Source organism: Sorangium sp. So ce590 (assembly GCF_051521365.1).
Lineage (GTDB): Bacteria > Myxococcota_A > Polyangia > Polyangiales > Polyangiaceae > Sorangium.
Genome location: NZ_CP150346.1, coordinates 3,009,939 through 3,030,033, shown reverse-complemented (window position 1 = coordinate 3,030,033; position 20,095 = coordinate 3,009,939). Strand labels below are relative to the sequence as shown.

14 protein-coding genes are annotated in these 20,095 nt (G+C 72.9%); 4 read left to right on the top strand and 10 right to left on the bottom strand.

Features of this window, described 5'->3' with window-relative positions; genetic code table 11:
• The first annotated feature begins 36 nt into the window (after positions 1–36).
• Positions 37–1,956, top strand: coding sequence for a serine/threonine-protein kinase (locus WMF28_RS11610; protein WP_437602250.1), 1,920 nt, complete (start codon positions 37–39; stop codon positions 1,954–1,956).
• Positions 1,957–2,002: 46 nt separating this feature from the next.
• On the opposite strand, the gene WMF28_RS11605 is transcribed toward WMF28_RS11610, so the two are convergent.
• Entirely contained in the window at positions 2,003–2,995 is a 993-nt protein-coding gene (locus tag WMF28_RS11605; RefSeq protein WP_437602249.1) for a hypothetical protein, read from the bottom strand.
• Between the two features lie 165 nt (positions 2,996–3,160).
• Here WMF28_RS11605 and hisD point away from each other — a divergent pair, with 165 nt between their 5' ends.
• Positions 3,161–4,546, top strand: coding sequence for a histidinol dehydrogenase (hisD, locus tag WMF28_RS11600; RefSeq protein WP_437602248.1), 1,386 nt, complete (start codon positions 3,161–3,163; stop codon positions 4,544–4,546).
• A 163-nt stretch (positions 4,547–4,709) separates the two neighbouring features.
• Here the strand turns inward: hisD and WMF28_RS11595 are convergent, their stop codons facing one another.
• Positions 4,710–5,639: a DUF4388 domain-containing protein gene (locus WMF28_RS11595; protein ID WP_437602247.1), complete on the bottom strand. Its 930-nt coding sequence runs from the start codon at positions 5,637–5,639 to the stop codon at positions 4,710–4,712.
• 348 nt (positions 5,640–5,987) lie between these two features.
• On the opposite strand from WMF28_RS11595, the gene WMF28_RS11590 reads away from it, so the two are divergent.
• Positions 5,988–7,067, top strand: a complete 1,080-nt coding sequence (locus tag WMF28_RS11590; RefSeq protein ID WP_437602246.1) for an L-erythro-3,5-diaminohexanoate dehydrogenase — start codon at positions 5,988–5,990, stop codon at positions 7,065–7,067.
• Positions 7,068–7,135: 68 nt separating this feature from the next.
• Here the strand turns inward: WMF28_RS11590 and WMF28_RS11585 are convergent, their stop codons facing one another.
• From WMF28_RS11585 to WMF28_RS11560, 6 genes are all read right to left on the bottom strand, one after another.
• On the bottom strand, positions 7,136–9,343 hold the full coding sequence (locus WMF28_RS11585) for an ATP-binding protein (protein ID WP_437602244.1): 2,208 nt from the start codon (positions 9,341–9,343) through the stop codon (positions 7,136–7,138).
• A 107-nt stretch (positions 9,344–9,450) separates the two neighbouring features.
• Positions 9,451–9,852, bottom strand: a complete 402-nt coding sequence (locus WMF28_RS11580) for a hypothetical protein (protein ID WP_437602243.1) — start codon at positions 9,850–9,852, stop codon at positions 9,451–9,453.
• Positions 9,853–9,856: 4 nt separating this feature from the next.
• Positions 9,857–13,321: a sigma 54-interacting transcriptional regulator gene (locus tag WMF28_RS11575; protein WP_437602242.1), complete on the bottom strand. Its 3,465-nt coding sequence runs from the start codon at positions 13,319–13,321 to the stop codon at positions 9,857–9,859.
• A 277-nt stretch (positions 13,322–13,598) separates the two neighbouring features.
• Positions 13,599–14,477: a DUF2520 domain-containing protein gene (locus WMF28_RS11570; protein ID WP_437604245.1), complete on the bottom strand. Its 879-nt coding sequence runs from the start codon at positions 14,475–14,477 to the stop codon at positions 13,599–13,601.
• A gap of 5 nt (positions 14,478–14,482) precedes the next feature.
• Entirely contained in the window at positions 14,483–15,160 is a 678-nt protein-coding gene (gene nadD / locus WMF28_RS11565; RefSeq protein WP_437602241.1) for a nicotinate (nicotinamide) nucleotide adenylyltransferase, read from the bottom strand.
• Positions 15,144–15,761, bottom strand: a complete 618-nt coding sequence (locus tag WMF28_RS11560; protein ID WP_437489990.1) for a hypothetical protein — start codon at positions 15,759–15,761, stop codon at positions 15,144–15,146. The genes nadD and WMF28_RS11560 overlap by 17 nt, the downstream gene beginning before the upstream one ends.
• Before the next feature lie 203 nt (positions 15,762–15,964).
• Here WMF28_RS11560 and WMF28_RS11555 point away from each other — a divergent pair, with 203 nt between their 5' ends.
• Positions 15,965–17,239, top strand: coding sequence for a 2Fe-2S iron-sulfur cluster-binding protein (locus WMF28_RS11555; protein WP_437602240.1), 1,275 nt, complete (start codon positions 15,965–15,967; stop codon positions 17,237–17,239).
• Between the two features lie 51 nt (positions 17,240–17,290).
• On the opposite strand, the gene WMF28_RS11550 is transcribed toward WMF28_RS11555, so the two are convergent.
• Both WMF28_RS11550 and speA read right to left on the bottom strand, forming a co-directional pair.
• A complete protein-coding gene (locus tag WMF28_RS11550) occupies positions 17,291–18,022 on the bottom strand; it encodes a heme exporter protein CcmB (protein ID WP_437602239.1) in 732 nt (243 codons plus the stop codon).
• 8 nt (positions 18,023–18,030) lie between these two features.
• Positions 18,031–19,962, bottom strand: coding sequence for a biosynthetic arginine decarboxylase (gene speA, locus WMF28_RS11545; protein ID WP_437602238.1), 1,932 nt, complete (start codon positions 19,960–19,962; stop codon positions 18,031–18,033).
• Positions 19,963–20,095: the final 133 nt, after the last annotated feature.

Genomic DNA, 20,095 nt, shown 5'->3' with positions numbered 1-20,095 from the left:
CTGCTCGCGGGCGCCGTGGATCGAGCTGACCGTGCCATGGCCAGGTGCCCGGTTTGCAGCGCGGAGAACCCGGACACTGCCCGGTTCTGTGTGGCGTGCGGCGCGCCGATCGCCGCGAAGCACCCCGGCGCGGCCCCCTCGGCGCTCCCTGCGCCCGGCGCGCGGGCGACCGTCCCTGGGCAGCCGCTGCTGGAGGCGCTGCTGCCCGAGGACCCGGCGCGCCGGGTCAGCCTACCGGCCTTCGGGGCCGGCGGTGCGAGCGGGCCCGCGGCGGCGCCGCACGTCGTCCCAGCGCCGCTGGCGGGCTCGCTCCCGCGGCGCCTACCGGGGGGTCACCTGCCGGCGGGGACGCTCGTCGATCAGAAGTACGTGGTCGAGCGGGTGCTCGGCGAGGGCGGCATGGGGGTCGTCTATCTCGCCCGGGACGTCCACACCGGGCTGCACGTCGTCCTGAAGGCGGTGCGGCAAGAGCTCGGGCACCGGCCCGACGTGCGCGCGCGGACGCTCGCCGAGGGTCGCGCGCTGGCGCAGATCGATCATCCGAACGTCGTCCACCTGAAGGCCGTGGTCGCGGAGCGGGACGACCTCTGGCTCGTCATGCAGTACATCGACGGGGAGAGCCTCGAGCAGGCGCTCGCCAGGTATGCCGACGAGCGCCGGCCGATGCCGCTGCCCGAGGCGCTCTCGATCTTCCGGCAGATCGCCTCCGGCATCGCGGCCGCGCACCGCGAGGGGGTGATCCACCGCGACCTCAAGCCGGCGAATGTGCTCCTCCGCGGCAAGGACGGCGTCGCGAAGGTCACCGACTTCGGCATCGCCAAGGCCGAGGCGGACGCGCTCGCGGGGCGCGGGATGACCAAGGGGATCATCGGATCGCTCTATTACATGTCGCCGGAGCAGGTCCTCGGGCGCCGCGATCTCGACAAGCGGGTGGACATCTACGCGCTCGGCGTCGTGCTCTACGAGATGCTGGTCGGGCGGGTGCCGTTCGACGCCGAGAGCGACATCGAGATCATGCGGCTGCACGCGGAGGTGCCGCTCCCCAGCGTCAGCGCCGTGCGTCACGACGTCCCTCCGGAGCTCGACGTGTTCCTGCAGAAGGCGTGCGCCAAGGACAGGGCGGATCGCTTCGTCAGCTGCGAGGAGATGCTCGCGGCGCTCGACGCGACCGCCCGCCCTGCGTCGCCCGTGACCTCGGCGCCGCTCGGCGTGTCGAGCCGCCCGCCGCCGCCCGCCGCCACGACAGTCGACGAGGTCCGCGACGTGGCGCGATCGCCGTCGGGCGCGGCGCTGGCGAGCAGGCCGGCCGGGTCGCAGCGGGCGCGGGGCTCGCGGCTCGCGATCGGCGCCGGGGCGCTCGTGATGTTCGGCGGGGCGGCAGCGCTGCTCGCGCTGGGCGTGCTCGACAGGCCGCGCGACGGCCGCCGGAGGGGTGCCTCGCAGCAATCGCGCCCGGCAGCCAGCGCGAGCAGCGCCGCCGCGGAGGCGAGCGCGGAGCAGCCGCAGCCGTCGCCGCTCGCCGGCCTGACGGGCCTGTGGGTCGGCAACGGGCGCGAGCTCGAGGCCGTGCTGGCCGGCGAGGCGCTCGAGTTCCGGGTCCGCCGCCCGGAGCAGTTCACCCCGCAGGACTATACGGAGGGCGAGGCCCGCTTCTCGCTGCGCGAGATCCCCGGCGAGAGCGGGGTGTTCGCCGTGGAGGACCGGCTCCGCTTCATCGCGCCCGAGTCACGCCAGTTCGATCCGGCCCGCTCGCGCGGCACCTGCCAGGACGTCCGCAGCGACGTGGAGGGCCGTCCCCTGCGCGCGAGCTTCGACGGGACGCGCCTGAGCGTCGAGTTCGCGAAGATCGAGCCAACCACGAGCAACTTCGTGATCGAGCGCGGCAGGGTCGTGAGCTGCGTCGGCCTCAGCGCGCTCCCAGCCACGCGCGTCGTGAGCACGCTATCGAGGACGTGACCCCCCGGGCGCGCCCTCTCCCGGCATCCCCTTCGCCGAACGGGGCTCAGAGGCCGCCGACGGCGGGCACGGGTTGCGGCTTTCCGGCGTGGATGACCGCGCACCGGACGGTGGTCGACGACGTCGGCGCGCTCGCTCGCCCGCCCCCGAGGACGAGCGTGCCGAAGATGTTGCGCGCCGCTGCATCGACCTCCGCGGCGCCGCGCGGCGGAACCGGGTTCCCGCTCGCGTCGAACACCGTCACGGCCTGCGCGACGCCGCGGGCGATCTCGCTCTCCGGGAAGGACATCATCACCGTGATGCGGACGTAGGCCGACGCGCCCTCGACGATCCCGAAGCTGTGCGGCTTCTTCGCGAAGGCTCCGCAGAAGCCGCTCGTGCCCATGCCGCCGTTCGGGCCGTAGTTCGCCGACGCCCACTGCCCGACGTTGACCGTGAGCCCGCTGTCGCCCGAGCCCTGCGCGTACTGGACGCACTGAGCGAGCGCGGGGTCCCAGATCGCGCCCGTCGGGCATCGCCCCACCTTGGCGCAAGCCTGACCGGTCCAGACCTCGTCGCGCGCGCAGGTCTGCGAGAGCGGGACGCACGCGGCGGTCGGGCCGTCGACGATGAGCTCCTGGCCGGGCGGGCAGCCGAGCTTCTGCCCGGCGCCGATGGGGACCCCGGCGTTTGTCGCCACCTGCTCGCGCGACACGCAGAAGCCTGTGCTCTGGTCGATCTCGTCGCCTGGCCGACAGCGGTCGGGGGCGCACCCGCCGGCCTCGTAGTGGCGACCCACGCCGCAGTAGGCGTTCGCCGCCTGGGGCGTGAGGCACTGGCCCGCGATCGCGAGGTAGCCCTTCAGGCAACGGCAGCGGTTCTGGTTTGTGTCGAAGGCAGCTCCGTCGCTGCACGACGAGATCGAGCAGCGGCAGCTGCTGCCCTGGCAGATCTTGAGGAAGCAGGAGTTCTCCGGGCACCCGATGAGGACCGCCGGCGCGAGCGCGAGCAGCACGATCGAGAGCGCGGTGGGGGCGAGGCCGAACGAGCCGGACCGCATGGGGCGACCCTACCCGATCCGCTCGGGCCGGGAAACTCACGGAGCGACGCGCGGCCGTGCGCGCGGCGCCCGGGGGGCGCGGCCGACGTACCGGCGGCCGGGGTGGTGTGGTACGGGGTGTCGCCGTCCGCGCGGAGATTCCGCTGCGCCGGTCCACATCAAGCCATGCTGCCCATCTACATCGAAGGTTCGCCTGAGTTCGATTCCACCCTGTCTGCCCTGCGCACCCGCGGCACGGGCGATCTCGCGAACGTCACGCCTGCGGTGACCGAGATCATCGACAACGTGCGGCGCGGGGGCACGTCCGCCGTCCTCCGCTACATCGAGACGTTCGAGCGGAGGACGTCGAAGGCGCTCGTCCGCCATGCGGGGCCCGAGGCGGAAGGCGGCTTCGGCGGGGCCGAAGCGCTCGCGCGGCTGCCGCCGGACGTCCGCGCCGCGCTCGAGACCGCGGCTGCGAGGATCGCGCGTTACCATGAGCGACAGCGCGACGCGGGCGACCTCGGGCCCGCGGACGCCGCGGCGAACGGGCCCCCGCTGCAAGCCGGCTTCAGCTACGAGGACGAGGGCGTCCTCCTGGGCATGCGCGTACGCCCCCTGCGTCGGGTCGGCGTCTACGCGCCGGGCGGCAAGGCCCGCTACCCCTCGAGCGTGCTGATGTCGGCCATCCCCGCGCGCATCGCCGGCGTGCGTGAGATCGTCCTCGCGAGCCCGGCGGCCGACGACGCCACGCTCGCCGCGGCGCACCTCTCCGGCGTGACGACGCTGCTCGACTCGGGAGGAGCGCAGGCGATCGCGGCCATGGCCTACGGGCTCCCGGAGCTCGCGTCGGTCGACAAGATCGTGGGGCCCGGTAACGCCTATGTCGCCTGCGCGAAGCGGCTCGTCTTCGGCGACGTGTCGATCGATGGCATCACCGGGCCGAGCGAGATCCTGGCGCTCGCCGACGAGACCGCCGATCCGCGGCTCGTCGCGGCCGATCTGCTCTCGCAGGCCGAGCACGACGAGGCGTCCTACGCCCTCCTCGCGACGACCTCGGTCCAGCTGGCGGAGGCGGTCGCGCGCGAGCTCGACGCAGCGCTCCCCGAGCTCACACGGCGCACCATCGTGCAGGCGTCGCTCTCGACGCACGCCGCTGCGCTCGTCGTCGGCTCGCGCGCTCGCCTCGCCGAGGTCGCGGATCAGCTCGCGGTCGAGCACGTCGCCTTCCACGTCACCGACGCCGAGGGGCTGTTCTCCGAGATCGGCACGCTCGGCGCGGCGCTGCTCGGCAGCCTCACCCCGGTCGCCGCGGGCGACTACCTCGCGGGGCCCTCCCACGTGCTCCCCACCGGGGGCTCGGCCCGCTTCGGATCGCCGCTCGGGGTCTACGATTTCGTGACGCGCGCCAGCCTCATCCGTTACTCGAGCGCGGCGCTGCAGGCGCAGGGCCCGACCATCGAGAAGCTGGCGCAGACCGAGGGCCTGCAGGCGCACGCCCGCGCCGTGTCGCTCCGCCTCGCGATCGCGGCCGAAGGCCCGGCAGCGAAGCGCGGCGCGCCGCGATCCTGACGCCTCGCGCTGCCGTCGAGCGCGCCGCGCCCACCGAAGCGCGGCGCCTGGACGGCGGCGTGCGCGCTTCGAGCACGCGCTAGCTCCTGCGCCTGCCTCGGCGCGCCCCGTTCCCCTCGGCGGCAGCCGCGTGATCGCCCGCCGCCCCCCAGGGCGCGCGGGCTCACTCGACGCGGAGGTAGCCCCCGTTGATCAACTTCAGCACGGACTGCGCGGTCTCCAGATCCGTCGCGGGGCTCTTGTTGAGGACCATCGCGAGGTGCCCGTGGTTGTAGACGACCTGGAGGACGTCCAGATCGACGGGCGAGAGATCGCGGAGCAGCGGCTTGAGCGGCTGGGGAATGACCAGACGCGCCGACAGATCCGGGAGCTGGTGGCGGATGTTGTTCAGCTCGTCGATCTGCCGGAGCCCCTCCATGAGGAGCTCCTGCACCGTCGCGCTGATCTCGCCGGTCATGACCCGCTCCTCGGCCGGCTCCAGATCGAACGTCCCGCCGACCCACGTCAGGATCCGGTAGACGCTCTTGAGCGGCGGGACGTCGGTCAGATCGTTGATCGTCGCAAAGGTCACGATGCCCTTGCGCAGGTAGATCTTGCCGACGTCGTCGTCGGAACGGACGACGAGGACTCCGCTCTTCTTCGATGTGCCGAAGAGCTGGAGCAGATCGGGGAGCGGGATCTCGTCGATCGACCCGGACATCGACCGGGTCTGACCGCTCCTGAGCGAGGGCTCGTCCATCCGGCGGCGCGCCGGGGGCGCGCTCGGATCGGTGGAGACGACCTTGAGGATGCTGGTGCCGATGAGCACCCGATCGCCCTCCTTCAGGGTCGTCTTCTTGATCTTCTCGCCGTTGACGAACGTGCCGTTCGTCGAGCCGAGATCCTCGATCACGATCTGCTGTTCGGTACAGGCAATCCGGGCATGGCGCCGGGAGACCATGTCCTCGACGAGGACCATGTCGAGGTCGCTGGAGCGACCCACGACGATCTCCTGCTGCTCCCCGAGGGGGAATTCGCCGCCTTGGTACTTCCCGGAGATGAAGCGCAACGCCAGTTGCCGCGTTGCCGACACCTTGGGAGCGTGGTTATCCATCGCAGGGGGAGTAGAAACCTTCGGGCGCTACGCGAGCGCCAGCAGGGGGCAAAGTCTAGTTTCACCCGGCAAAGATGGTCAAGAGATCCGGGCGGTTCTTTCAAATGAGTTGGCTCGTTCGTCCTAACGCAGCGCGCTGCCCCCGGCCCTCCCCCCTCCCCTGAGCCCCCTCGGAGGCCCGCCCGCGCGGCGCCCGAAGGGGCGCAAATGCATCCAAATCTGCGGGAAACAGGCCGCTTCACGTCGCCCGGGCGGCCGGCTTCCGGGTCTTTCTCGGCGGGGCGCCGGGCGGCCTCGGCCGCAGGGACAGCGGCCGCTCGGCTTATTACCCTTGCTTTCAGGCCCGGCATGTTGAACGGCCTCGGCGTGAGCTACGAAGCGACGCAACGCCCCCTTGCTGCAGGTGATCCGCTCGGCACGCACCGCGTGCTCGATCCACCGGGGGCCCTGCCGCAGCCGGCAGAGCGGCTGGACGCCGACGCCTCGCGGAGCTTCGAGACCGAGCTCGTCGTCGATGTGGAGACGCTGAACATCGACGCAGCGAGCTTCCGTCAGATGGAGGATGCCTCCGGCAGCCCGGACGGCGTAGCGCGGCTCGTCCTCGAGACCGTGGCGCGCCGTGGCAAGCAGCACAACCCGGTCACCGGCTCGGGCGGCATGCTGCTCGGCGTCGTGCGCCGGGTCGGCTCGCTGGCAGCGCACCGCGGCGTCGCCGTCGGCGACCGCATCGCGACGCTCGCGTCGCTGTCGCTGACGCCGCTCTCGCTCCGCCGGATCGTCGCCGTGCGGCCCGCGTCCGCGCAGATCGACGTCGAGGGCACCGCGATCCTCTTCGCGTCGGCGCCGCTCGCGCGGATGCCGACCGACATGCCCGAGCGGCTCGCCCTCGCGCTGCTCGACGTCGCGGGCGCGGCGCCCCAGGTGGCGCGCCTCGCCGGCCCAGGCGACACCGTGGCGGTGCTCGGCGCGGGCGGGAAGTCGGGTCTCCTGTGCGCGGCCGAGGCGCGGCGCCGCGTCGGCCGCGGCGGGCGCGTGATCGGGATCGAGGCGTCTCCGGAGTTCGCCGCCGACCTGCGCGCGCTCGCGCTCTGCGACCACGTCGCGGTCGTCGACGCGCGCGACCCCCTCGCGGTGCGCGACGCCGTGCTGCCGCTCACGGGCGGCGCGGGCGCCGATCTCACGCTCTCCTGCGTGAACGTCCCCGGGGTGGAGCTCAGCGCGATCGTCGCCACGCGCGACCGCGGCAAGACGTACTTCTTCGCGATGAGCACGAGCTTCACCGCCGCCGCCCTCGGCGCCGAGGGGATCGGCAAGGACGTGGACCTCTACATCGGCAACGGCTACGCGCACGGGCACGCCGATCACACGCTCGCGCTCGTGCGCGAGCGCCCCGCGCTCGCGGGGCTCATGTCGTCGCGCTACGGCTGAGCGCACGCGGCGGCGCAGCGCGAGCGGGCGCGCGCCTCGGCGCCGCCGGAGACACCGCGGCGCCGGCTTCAGCCGGGCCGATTCTGAGCCGTCGGCTCGACCGCCGAGAGCGCCGGCGCCGGCGCGCCCAGCTTGTCGACGGCGGCCGGGAGGATCACGGCGAAGGTGCTCCCCTTCCCTTCATACGAGCGGACCTCGATGCGGCCGCCGGCGCTCTGCGCGATGCGCTGGCTGATCGACAGCCCGAGCCCCGTCCCCTTGTCCTTCGTGGTGAAGAACGGCAGGAAGATGTTCGCGAGCACCTTCTGGGAGATGCCCGGGCCGTTGTCGGTGACGTTGAGCTCGACGAACGGCTCGTCCGAGCCGGAGCCGGGCCGCGTGCCGCGGCCGAAGCGGACGCGCGTGGAGATGACCACCTTGCCCCGGCCCTTCATGGCCTGGACGGCGTTGCGGAACAGGTTCATCAGCACCTGCCGCAGCTGCTCGGGATCGATGGCGACCCGGGGGAGATCGGGGTCCAGCGTGACCTCGACCTCGAGCTGGTCGTTCCTGCGCTCGATCGAGAGCACCTGCAGGGTGCGGCGCACGATCGCGTTCACGTCGGTCGGGACGACCGAGCCCTGCGCCGGCCGCGCGAGATCGAGCACCGAGCCCACGACGCGGTCGAGCCGATCGACCTCCTCGAGGATGATCCCGATGAACTCGCGCGACGCCGGATCGATCTGCGTCTCCGGCACGGGATCGGCGAGCAGCTGCGCCGCCCCCTTGATCGCGCCGAGCGGGTTCCTGATCTCGTGCGCGAGCCCGGCCGCCATCTGGCCGAGGAGCGCGAGCCGGTCTCGCTCCTTCATCTGCGCGTAGAGGCGCGAGTTCTCCAGGACGACGCCGATCTGCGCGGCGAGCGTCTCGAGCAGGGTCAGCTCCTCGGGCGAGAACGCGTCGCGCACGCGGGTGTCCGCCACGACGAGGAGCCCGATCGGCTCGCCCTGCTCATCGCGCGCGCACAGCACCACGCCCGAGCAGAGGCTGCCGAGCACCTCGGCCGCCGCGAGCACCGCGTCCTCGGGGACCTGGGGCCGCACCTCCGTCCGCCTCGCGAAGTTGCCGTCGTCGTCCGCGTCGCTGCGGCTGCGGCGCGCCCGCCGCTCGCGCGCCTCGCGCTCGAGCTCCTCCATCGCGAGCGGCCCGCGATCGAGGCGATCGAGCAGCGCCCGCGCCGTCGCCACCTCGATCCGCTCGGGGACCCGCGGCCCGAGCGAGGTGAGGCGGTCGAAGCCCGTCCCGTCCTGATCGCGCAGGTAGAGCGCCGCCGCCGTGACCCGGCGCGACTGCTCGAGCGCGCTCATCACGATCGAGCCCATCTCCTCGACCTCGAGCGTGTGCACGAGACGACGCCGCGCCTCCGCGAGCGATCGATCCAGATCGAAGCGCTCGCGCAAGAAGAGGCGCTGGAGCTGCTCCTCGACCCGCTCCCGCAGCGGATCGAAGAGCACCAGGATCACGATCGCGGCGAGCACCGCGTTCAGGTACATCGTGTTGAAGCCGCCGATGAACGTGAGCAGGAGATAGAAGATCAGCGCGATCAGGAACGCGACCGCCGTGGCGACGAGCAGGCGCGCGAGCATCTCGTAGGCGTCGAGCAGGCGCTCGTGCCGCAGGGCCTGGGCGAGGACGAACAGGAACACGATCGAGAGCGCCGCGCCGACGGGCGGCGGCTCCGCGCCGAGGAACCAGGCGAAGTCGGCGACGCTGGCGAGCGCGGCGAGCGCGCCGATCACCACGAGGAACCGCACGCGCCGCTGCGTCGCGCGCGAGGAGCTCTGCTTGCCGCGCTGGCCGAGCGTGTACAGCCCCGCGGTGAGCAGCGCGAAGACGTAGAGGAAGATGCAGCCGCGCGTGAGCCAGTCGAGCCACGAGCCCGGCTCCCGGCTCATCAGCGCGAGGATGAACAGCGGGATGACGAGCACCCCCGCGAACCGGAGCAGGCGCGAGCGCCGGTCCCCGTCGTGGGGGATCATCGCCTCGAAGAGCTGCAGCGCGAACTGCGGGAGCAGCACGGCGAGGATCGCCGTGAAGCGCTCCCAGATGGAGGCCTGGAAGAAGCCGAAGAGCGACTGGGAGAGGTACCAGAGCCCGACGTCGGCGGCGAAGGCGGCGAAGAAGAGGTGGACGCGCCGGACGCGGCCTCGCAGCAGCGTCGAGGCCGCGATGGCGAGGGCCAGGGCCCCGCAGACCAGGGTCGTCCGTGTGCGGAGATCGATCCCGAGCGGCGCCACGCGCGAAGGCTACCGCAGCGCGCCGCGCGGCAACCCCGAAACGCGCCGGGGAGCCGCGGCGCCGGGTGCGGCGGCGCGGCGACGAAGGCGCGGCCTCGGCCCGCGGCTCAGCGCGTCCCGTCGCTCTCGGACGAGGTCTTGTCGCGGCCGTCCGTGCTCCCCTGGGCGTGCCAGGGGAGCGGCTCCGGCATGTGCGAGTCCTTCGACCGCGCGTACGTGGGCGTCCGCGAGTTCCCCTCGCCGGCGGACGGATGCGCCGCCTCGCGCAGCCGGAGCTGCGGCCGATTCGCCGGATCGACGACGGGAGCGTCGGCGTCGCGCTCGACGTTCTCCCCGTCAGCGCCCCATCCAAGCGCCTCGTCGGAGGTCATCGAATCGAGCTCGCTCCACGCGTCGCCCGCCTGCTCGTCGCGCTCCCCGGGCGCGAGCGCACACCCCGCGAGCAGCACGGGGGCGGACAGCGCAAGCGCGAGGCCCCCGGACAGCCAACCCCTCCTGCAACGTCGCATCACTTCAATCCTCCGACGTCCCGCCAAAGCCATACTGTTTCACAAGCTGGGAAAGACGTGGTCTCTTCATACCCAAGAGCACCGCGGCGCGCGTGATATTCCCGCGACTTTCGTCGAGCGCCCGGGCGATACACTCGCGCTCGATCTCGCGCTTCATGTCGCTCAGGCTGACCCCTCCTCGGACATGCGCGTACGCGAGCTCCAGCGGCGTGCGATCCATGGGCATCGACGGGGGGTGAGACTCAGGCTCCGCCCGCTCCGGCGCCGAGGAGCGGGGACCGCTCGACGGCTCGGCGGCAGGAGTAGCAGGCTGCATGCCATGCCTCGATGTCGCCGGAGCGCTCGCCGGCTCCAGGGCCTCGAGGACCCGCAGCCCCTCGACGTTCGCCGTGAAGTCCTCGAGATCGATCACCTCGCCGTCCGCGAAGATCGCCGCGGCGCGCAAGGCGTTCTCGAGCTCGCGCACGTTGCCCGGCCAGGCGTGCTGCGAGAGGGCTGAGACGGACCTGCCGGAGAGGCGCTTCGGCGCGGTGCCGCGCTCGGCGGCGATCCGCTCCAGGATCGCCGCGGCGATCACCGGCACGTCGCGCGGCCGCTGCCGGAGCGCCGGGACCTCCAGGACGACCTGCTGGAGGCGATAGTAGAGATCTTCCCGGAACTCGCCCCGGGCGACCATCGCACGCAGATCGCGGTGGGTGGCGCAGAGGATCCGGACGTTGGCGCGCAGCGGGGTGACACCCCCGACCCGCTCGAAGGTCCTGTCCTGCAGGACGCGGAGCAGCGCGACCTGCGTGCGCGGCGAGATATCGCCGATCTCGTCGAGGAACAGCGTTCCTCCCTCGGCGATCTCGAAGCGCCCGCGACGGCGCGACGCCGCCCCGGTGAACGCCCCCTTCTCGTGTCCGAACAGCTCCGAGAGCAGCAGCGTCTCGACCAGGGCGGCGCAGTTCACCTTGATCAGCGGCCCGCCCCGCCCGCTCGCCTCGTGAATCGCCTCGGCGATGAGCTCCTTGCCGGTGCCGCTCTCGCCGTGGATCAGCACGGTCGCGTCGCTCGCGCCGACCTTCTCGACCTGGTGCAGCAGGCTGAGCAGCGCGGGCGCCGTCCCCACCAGCCGCTTGATCGCGGGGACCACGGCCGACGGCCGGTGCGCGCGCGCGGCGACCCGCGCGCACCCGGTGCACGCGCTCGATCCGCACAGCTCGCAGCCCCTCGGCTCCGCCTCGGCGGCGATGCGCGCGCACACCTCCAGCCGGGCGAGCTCCGCGAAGGTCCGGCGCGCGAGGTACCTGCGCGCGATCTCGGGAGGGAGCGACGCGGCGATGCGATCGCGGAGCAGGGTCGCCGCCGCGAGGTGCGATCCCGTGGCCGCGGCGTCGTCCGGCGCGCGCGGCGGTCGACCCCCGGACGCGGAGGCGTGGTGGAGCAGCACGTGCGCCTCCAGGGCGCGCTCGCAGCCGTGGTCCTTCCGTGAGAGCGCGAGCGCCTCGGCGGCGAGCTGCCCGAACGGCTCGCCGGCGGCGCGCGCGCGCAGCGCCTCGAGCAGCGCGACCTCGGCGAGGTGGCGGTCGGACTTCGCCTCGGCGCGCGCCGCCTTGATCATCTGCGCGGCGAGCAGGAGGTCGCCGTCGTCGAGCGCGATGCGCGCCGCGACGGCGTAGCACTCGCCGAGCTTCGGGCCAGCGCCGTACGTGAAGGCGGCGCGGAGCTCTTCCCCGGCGTCGTGGGTGCGGCCGCGCTCGAGGTGGATCTGCGCCGCGACGTAGGCCACGTGCGTGATCCACACGCCGGGGATGCCAGGGCCGGAGACCTTTCGCGCGAACGCGAGCGCCTGCTCGGCCTCCTCGATGAGCCCGAGCTGGAGCCGGATCTCCGCGAGGTTCGCGATGAGGTTCACGAGCGCGACCTTGTCGCCGATCTTGCGGAAGATGCCGATCGCGCGCTCGAAGAGGCGCAAGGCCTCCGGGTACTCGTGCTTCAGGTTGGCGATGACCGCGAGGTTCGTGAGCGCGTAGCCGGTCGCCACGCGCTCGCCGCGCCGCTCGCCGTCGTCGAGCACCGCCGCGAGCATCGCGCGCGCCTCGTCGAGCCGGCCCCTGGAGAGCAGCGCGATGGCGCGGTTCAGCCGGGCGCGCAGCTCGCTCACGTGCTCACCGGCGCGCGCGGCCTCCCACGCGTCGGCCGCGAAGTGCCGCTCCGCCTCGGACCAGGCCTGCTTCGTGAGGAGCAGCTTGCCGAGGATGTTGCGCGCCTGGAGGCGCGTCATCGTCTCGCCCGCGCCGGCGAGCCCCTCCTCCGCGTGCGCCTCGGCGGCCTCGAGATCGCCCGTCTTGCAGCAGAGCTCCGCCACCTCCACGGCGCCGCGCGACCGCTCCGCGGGCGTGGCCGCGGCGGCCACCGCGCGCGAGAGCACCATCGCGGCCGTCGTCAGGTCGCCGCGCGCGCTCGTCGCGCGGCCGTGCACGAGCAGCGCGGCGAACGACTCCCCCTCGAGCATCGCCGCCGAGGAGAAGTCGATCGCGAACTCGACGTCGCCGAGCCGGAGCGCGAGCTCCGCGGCCCGGAGCAGCCGCTCGCCGGGAGGCGAGCCGGACAGCGAGCGCATCGATCGGGCCCAGCGCCGCCAGAAATCGGCGCGCGCCGACGGCTCGCCGACCGAGGAGATCGCGAGCGTCGCCGCCGCCTCGGCGCGGTCGTCCCGGCCCAGCGAGGCGAAGAGCTCGCTCGCGCGCAAGAGGCTCCACGGATCGGACGACAGCTCCTCGAGCGCCTCGGCGACCGCGAGCACGTCCTCGGGGTCGACGCTGGCCGGGTCGACGGCCGCGCGCCGCGCCGCCACCCACCCGCGATCGTCGGCCTCGATCAGCCCGAGGGCCGCGAGCTCCTCGCCGGCGAGGGGGTGCACGACGGCCCCGGACCCCTGCTCCGCGCGTCGCGCCGCGAGCAGGCCGAGCTGCCCGGTCGGCCAGGGCCGCTGGCTCAGCGCGAGCCGATCGAGCAGCCGCTTGGCATCGCGGCTCGGCTGCTGTTGCAGGGGGCGCGGCTCGGCCGGCGCGGCCAGCACGGCCGAGCACCAGCCCTCGAGCGCGTCGAGCCGGTCGAGCTTCGCGACGACCCGGCGCTCCGCGTCCGCCGCGAACGCCTCCCAGAAGCGGTGCAGCTCGTCGGGCGACGCGATGCCGTCGATCGTGATCGCGCTCGTCCACATCCGCCTCGCGGCGTCGCTGCACACGATGACCAGCGCGGAGCTCGACCCTTCCGCGATGAGGCGGGAGACCTCCTCCAGCACGAGGCTCCCCCAGCTCGTCGGCTCCCCCTCGGAGACGAGCAGGAGCGCGCCCTGCGCGGCGGCGCTGATGCCCTGCGCGACCGCGGCCGGGTCCGCCGAGGCGACCCCGCAGCGCAGCGCAAGGTCGCGCCAGGGATCCCGATCCGCGGCATGCGCGGCCGAGATCAGCGAGCGCCCCACACCTCGAGCACGACGCGCGAGGTGGGAGCAAACCGCGTCCAGGATCGGCCGCTGTCCATGGACGTGGAGCACCCCACGCGACGCGGCTTCACGAACGCGCTCGTCGAGCGCCCGGAACCCCCCGGCATCGCTCGTCGTGGCAGAGAGAGCACAGGCTGCGGCAACAGATCCCAAGGCAACAGAAGCGTACCTCTCCGCTGGACGTCGCATCAATGGATCCCGCCGTCAGCGCATCGATAAGCGCGTGCCGTGTCAAAAGAACTTTTCAATAAAGCTGCTAAGTTCCGTCCAGGATCTGCTGAATTGCGTCGAACGCGTCCGGAGGTGCTTCGCCCAGGGCGCGGGCCAGCGGGAGCTGCGTCGCCGCGGCGGCGACGTAGAAGGGCACGAGGCGCGGCGCGAGCCGGCGGAGCGTCTCGAGGTGCCGCGCGACGCCGGCCGCGTCGCCGCGACGCACGGGCCCTGTGAGGGCGTCGGGCACGCCGAGCACCTCGACGTTGTCGGCGACCGTGCGGAGCAGCGGGCCGAGCATCTCGGCGGCGGTCTTCCGCTCGACGCCGGCGCGCTCGAGCAGGTCGACCCCGGCGGCGGCGAGCGCCGCGGCGCCGTTGGCGACGAGGCCCGCGGCGGCGTGGTAGGCGACGCGGTCGAGGCCGGAGACCGTGCGCGGCGTCATCCCGAGGCGCACCCCGAGCGAGCGCGCGGCGCGCACGGCGGCGGGATCGCCGTCGATGTGGAGGTGGCCGCGCTCGAGGAGCGGCGCGAACGCCGGCGAGGCGAACGAGATCATCGGGTGCATCTGCGCGACGGCGACGCGGCGGCCCCGCACCGCCGCGAGCGCCTCCGGGCCGAGCGCGCCGGCGCAGTGCACCACCGCGGCGTCCCTGTGGCCGACGAGCCGCCGGTCGCGCAGCGCCTCGGCGCAGGGCGCGATGTCCCGATCGCGCACGGCGAGGATCACGAGGTCCGCCTCGATGCGCTCCGCCGGCAGCCCGTCCCGCGCGGGCCGGAGCGTGACCGGCAGCCCCGCGTCGCGGATCGCGCGCGCGAGCCCGCGGCCCACCTTGCCGCCGCCGTAGATGAACACCTCCGGAACGGCGCTGTCGTCGCAGTGACCGTCGTCCCGGTGAACCGGCGACGGGCGCGTGCTGTCCATCTCGCTCACGGGCCGCTCCCGTAGAGGCCGTGCGCGAGCGCATAGTCGAGCACGGCGCGCGGCACGCGCTGGCGGACGGCCTCCAGATCCCCCGCGGCGAACGCCCGGCGGATCTCGCTGCTCGAGATCTGCGGGAGCAGCACGTCCGCGGGGCGCAGGGGGTCGGGGCGCAGGTGCGGGCGAGGAGCGGCCGCCGCCGCGTCGAGGCGCTCCGCGCCGGTCGCGGCGAAGCCGGAGCGGCCGAGGACGATCGGCGGCGCGAGCTGCTCGATGCGGTCGAAGCGGTGCCACCGCGGGAGATCGAGGAGCACGTCGGCGCCGACGAGCAGGCGCATCGCCCAGTCGGGGTGCGCCGCGGCGAGGTGCTCCAGCGTGCGCAGCGTGAGGCTCTCGCCGTCGAGATCGCGCTCGACGGCCGAGACCGACACGCACGGGAGCCAGCCGAGGGCGAGGTGGCACATGGCCAGACGATGCTCGAACGGCACGAGCTCCTTGGAGAAGGGGTGGCGGTAGACGGGGACGACGAGCACCTCGTCGACCGGCGCGACGGAGATCGCGTAGGTGGCCGCGAGCACGTGCGCCACGTGAGGCGGGTTGAAGCTGCCCCCGAAGATCGCGACGCGGCGCGCCTCGGGCGCCACCCCGGGCGTCGCGACCGCGTGCGCCTCAGCCGTGCGAGCCACCTTGAACCCTCAGCTTGGGGCCGGCCGCCGACGGGCCCACGATCTCGCGCGCGGTCACCGCGCCGCTCGCGTTCATCACCTCGATCCGCACCCCGCCCTGCCCGTCGTCGAGGAGCGCCCGGCCGCCCTCCGAGCCGATCGGCCCGGGAGAGAAGAACGTCCGCGGGCCGACCTTCTTGATGAGCGGCTCGGAGCTCTTGCCGAAGACGAGGAGCGACGCTGCGACGATGTCCTCCTCGTCGAGCGCCGCCTTGTCGAACACGAAGAGCGCGACGCGCCCGTCCAGGATCTCGATCGTGCGCTGGCCCGGCGGGAGGCTCATCAGCACCTTGAGGCGCAGCCGGGCCCGCTCGGACGCCACGAACGCGTCGAGCTGCTCCGGCGTCGCGGTCGCGCAGCGCGCGGCCCGATCGAACAGGGCGCCCTCGGTGGGGTTCGCGCCGACCAGGCTCTGCGCCCAGCCCTCGACGACCCTGTCGAGGGCGTCGTCCTCGGCGACGTAGATGACCCGCTCGGCGTGGCCTTCGTCGAGCAGGTGCTGCGCGCCGCGAGCGAGCGCGGGCAGATCACCCTGTGCAGGGCCGAGGACGCCGAGGCGCATCGGTCACAGCATAGATCAGCGCGCGAAGCGGAGGGCACCTTCTCCGCGCCGCGCGCTCGCGCCGGTGGCTCCACCGCCCCTGCTCTCTTCTCCTGCGCCTCCTGCGCCGCGGTTCCTGCGCCGCGGTCGCGCCGCGGTTCCTCCCCCGCGGTTCCGTGGCCATGGCGCGCGCCCCCCCGGCGCGCGTCTGCTAGCGTCCGCCCATGTTTCGGCGAGGTCGCGCGCTCCAGCATCCGGTCACCATCACCCTCGACGGAGCGGACGTCCCGGCGGAACGGGGAGAGCCCCTGGCCGTGGCGCTGCTCGCCTCGGGGCGCGTCACGCTCGCGCGGAGCCCGAAGCTGCACCGCCCCCGGGCGCCGACCTGCCTGCGCGGAGGCTGCGACGGCTGCCTCGCGCGGGTCGACGGGGTGCCCAACGTGATGACCTGCCTGCGGCCGGCCGCCGGCGGCGAGCGCATCGAGGTGCAGAACGTGGTGGGCTCGCGGCAGGCGGACCTGCTCCGGGTGACCGACTGGTTCTTCCCGCAGGGGATCGATCACCACCACCTGATGGCCGGCGTCCCGGGGCTGTCCGGGGTCATGCAGTCGATCGCGCGCAAGCTGGCGGGGCTCGGCCGGCTGCCGAGCGCGGCGCTCCCGCCGGAGCCCGCCGCGCGGCTCGACCTGGACGCGGCGGTGATCGGCGGCGGGCCCGCCGGCGTGGCGGCGGCCTCGGCGCTCTCGGCGCGCGGCCTCCGCGTCGCGCTGATCGACGACGCGCTCGCCCCTGCCGGGTCGCTCGCCGGGGCACCGCGCCGGGCGGCGGAGCTCCTCGCGCGACACCCGCTCGACGGGGTCCGCGTGCTCTGCCAGCACGTTGCCGCCGGCGTTTACCTCGGCGAGCTCCTGGTCGCCGGCGACGCGGGCGCGACCGTGATCAGGGCGCCCGCCATGGTCTTCGCCACCGGGGCGCACGACGGCGTCGCGGCGTTCCCGAACAACGATCTGCCGGGGGTCTTCTCGGCGCGCGCGCTCTGCCGGCTGCTCGCCTGCGGCGTCGAGCCGACCGGCCCCGTCGCCATCGCGGGCGAGGGCTTCTGGGCCGACGAGCTCGCGAGCGCCCTCGTCGGCCGCGTCGCGGCGCGGATCCCGCTCGCCGCGCTCGCCGCGGTGAACGGGATCTCGCAGGTGAAGAGCGTGACGGTGCGCGACGCGCCCTTCGCCCCCGACAGCCCGACGAGCGACCTCAAGGTGGTCGCGCTCGCGGTGGACGTGCCCGCCGCGCCCTCGTTCGAGGTCGCCGCGCAGGCGGGCGCGCGCGTCGAGGTCGACCCGCGCGCGGGGTACGCCGTGAGGGTCGACGCGCGCGGCCGGGCCGGCGACGGCGTGTGGGCGCTCGGCGAGTGCACCGGCGCCGCGCTCGATCTCGACGGCATCGAGCTGGCGGCAAAGACCCTCGCCGACGACGTGCTCGCGGCGCGCAGCGCGGCCGCCTGAGCCTCCGATCCGCGGCGCGCCGCGAGCAGCCCGGCGCGGCCGCGCCGCAGGTCAGCCCTCGATGATCAGATCGAAGAGGCCGAGCCCGCCCGCGATGAACACGACGTCGAACACGCCCATGAGCGCCACGTAATCGGTGAGCTCGCCGATCGTCGCGCCGCCGAAGAGCTCCCGCGTCCCCGCGACCGCGGCGAGCAGGGTGGGCGCGAGCAGCGGGAAGAGCACGCTCGCGAGCACGAGGTCACGGGCGCGCGTGCGCACGGTCATGGCCCCGAAGAGGGTGCCGCTCGCGGCGATGCCCGGCGTCGCGGCGAGGCAGAGGAGCGCGAGCCCCGCGCCCGTCTCCGCGAGATCCACCGCGAAGAGCAGCGCCGCGACCGGGATGATGATCGCCTCGACCGCGATCACGAACACGCAGAGCCCGAGCGCCTTGCCGGCGAAGAGGGCGCTCCTCGCGATCGGCAGGACGAGCAGGCCCGCGAGCGCGCCGTCCTCGCGCTCCCGCTGCCACGTGCGGCTCAGCGCGAGCACCGACGCGAACGCCACGCTCACCCAGATGACGCCGGGCGCCACCCGCTCGACCGCGTCCTGCCCGGCGTAGAACGCGAGCGACGCGATCACCGCGACGAGCACCGCGAAGAACCCGCTCGTGGTGACGATCTCGCCCGTGGCGAGCTCGATCGCGAGGTCCTTCCGCGCGACGAGCATCGCCTGACGCACCCACCCGGGCCGGCGCCGGAGGAGCGACGCGGGGCCCGCGGGCGCCGTGGTGTCGGAGAGCACGGACGGGCTCAGAGGCTCAGGTACGTCTGGTCCTTGAGCCCCCGCTCGTAGTCGGCGAGGAGCCGCATGCCCTCCGTCGGCTTGAGGAGGTCCTGCTTGATCGCGCCGTCCACCTGGGCCTTCACCTTCCCCACGAGATCGCGGTTGTCGTACTGGGTCAGCGCCAGGACCTCATGGATCTTGTTCCCGGCGATCGTCTCCTCGATGTAGTACCCGCTGTCCTCGTCCTCATCGAGGAAGACGTGCACCTCGTTGACCCGGCCGAAGAGGTTGTGGATGTCGCCCATGATGTCCTGGTACGCGCCGGTCAGGAAGATGCCGACGTAGTACGGCTCGTCGCCCAAGATCGGGTGCAGCGGGAGCGTGTCCTTCACGTCGTTGAGATCGATGAACTTGCTCACCTTGCCGTCGGAGTCACAGGTGATGTCGACGAGCGTGCTGTCCACCGCGGGGCGCTCGTTCAGCCGGTGGATCGGCACGATCGGGAAGAGCGCGCCGAGCGCCCAGTGATCGAGCAGCGACTGGAACACCGAGAAGTTGCAGATGTACTGATCGGCGAGCTGCTTGCGGAGCTCGCCGAGATCGTCCGGCACCTCCTCCGGATCGAGCTCCGACGCGATCTTCTGCATGCTCTCGGCGATCTCCCAGAAGAGGATCTCGACCCGGGCCTTCACGTCGAGGTTGAGCAGGCCGAGCTCGAACATCTTCTGCGCCTCCTCCTTGATCTGGAGCAGGTCGTGCCACGACTCGCCGAGGTTCGGCCCGGAGATGTTGTCCTTGATGTAGAGGAGGTTCTGGATGAGCTTGTGCTCCTCGGTCTGGATGTCGATCGGCGACATCGGCGTCTTCTCGATCGAGCCGAACGCCTGGACGACCAGCACCGAGTGGTGCGCGACGATCGCGCGGCCGGACTCCGAGACGATGTTCGGGTGAGGCACCCGCTCGTCGTCGCAGATGTCCGCGATGTTGTGCACGATGTCGCGCGCGTACTCCTCGACCGAGTAGTTCATCGAGGAGTGGAAGGTCGAGCGCGAGCCGTCGTAGTCGATGGCGAGCCCGCCGCCGACGTCGATGTACTCGATGCGCTGCCCCATCTTGCGGAGCTTCGCGTAGTAGCGCGTCGCCTCGCGCACGGCGCGCTTGATGATCAGGATGTCGGGCACCTGCGAGCCGATGTGGAAATGGAGGAGCTTGAACGCGGCGCTCATCCCCGCCTCGTCCATGATCCGGATCGCCGCGAGGATCTCGGCGGTGGAGAGCCCGAACTTCGCGTTCTCCCCGCCGGAGGTCTTCCACTTGCCCGCACCCTCGGTGATCAGCCGCACCCGGAGCCCGATGATGGGCTCGACGTTCATCTCCTTGGCGACGCGGGTGATCATCCGCACCTCGGAGAGCTTCTCCGCGATGAGGATCACCTTCTTGCCGAGCTTGCGCCCGATCAGCGCCGTCCGGATGAAGTTCTCGTCCTTGTAGCCGTTGCAGACGATCAGCGACTCGGGGTCGGTATGGACCGACAGGCCGGCGAAGACCTCGGGCTTCGAGCCGACCTCGACGCCGTAGTGATAGGCCCTCCCCGCGTCGAGGATCTCCTCCACGACCTCCCGGAGCTGGTTCACCTTGATCGGGAACACGCCGCGGTACGTCCCGCGGAACTTGCTCTCGGCGATCGCCTTGTTGAAGGCCTCGTTGAGCGACCGCACCCGGTGGTGGAGCAGGTCCTGAAAGCGGATCAGGAGCGGCGTGCGGAGCCCCTGCTCGAGCGCGGCGTCCACGACGTCGCGGATCGCGATCTTGCTGCCGCGCTCCTGGAGCGGCGCGACCGTGAGGTTGCCGTCCGGGCTCACATCGAAATAACCGCGACCCCAGCGGTCGATCATGTAGAGCGACTTGGCGTCTTCCGTGGTCCAGTCGCCGGTCTCGATCTCGTGCGCGCTGCTCACAGTCGTTCTCCTTGGCGGGGCTCGCGGCGGGCGACACCCACCTTTCTGGGAGGGCCCAAGAGGGGCTTCAGGCTCATCAGGGGGACGTCAGATCGTCGGTCCGACGCTGGACGGCTGGACGCCGCGCGCTGGC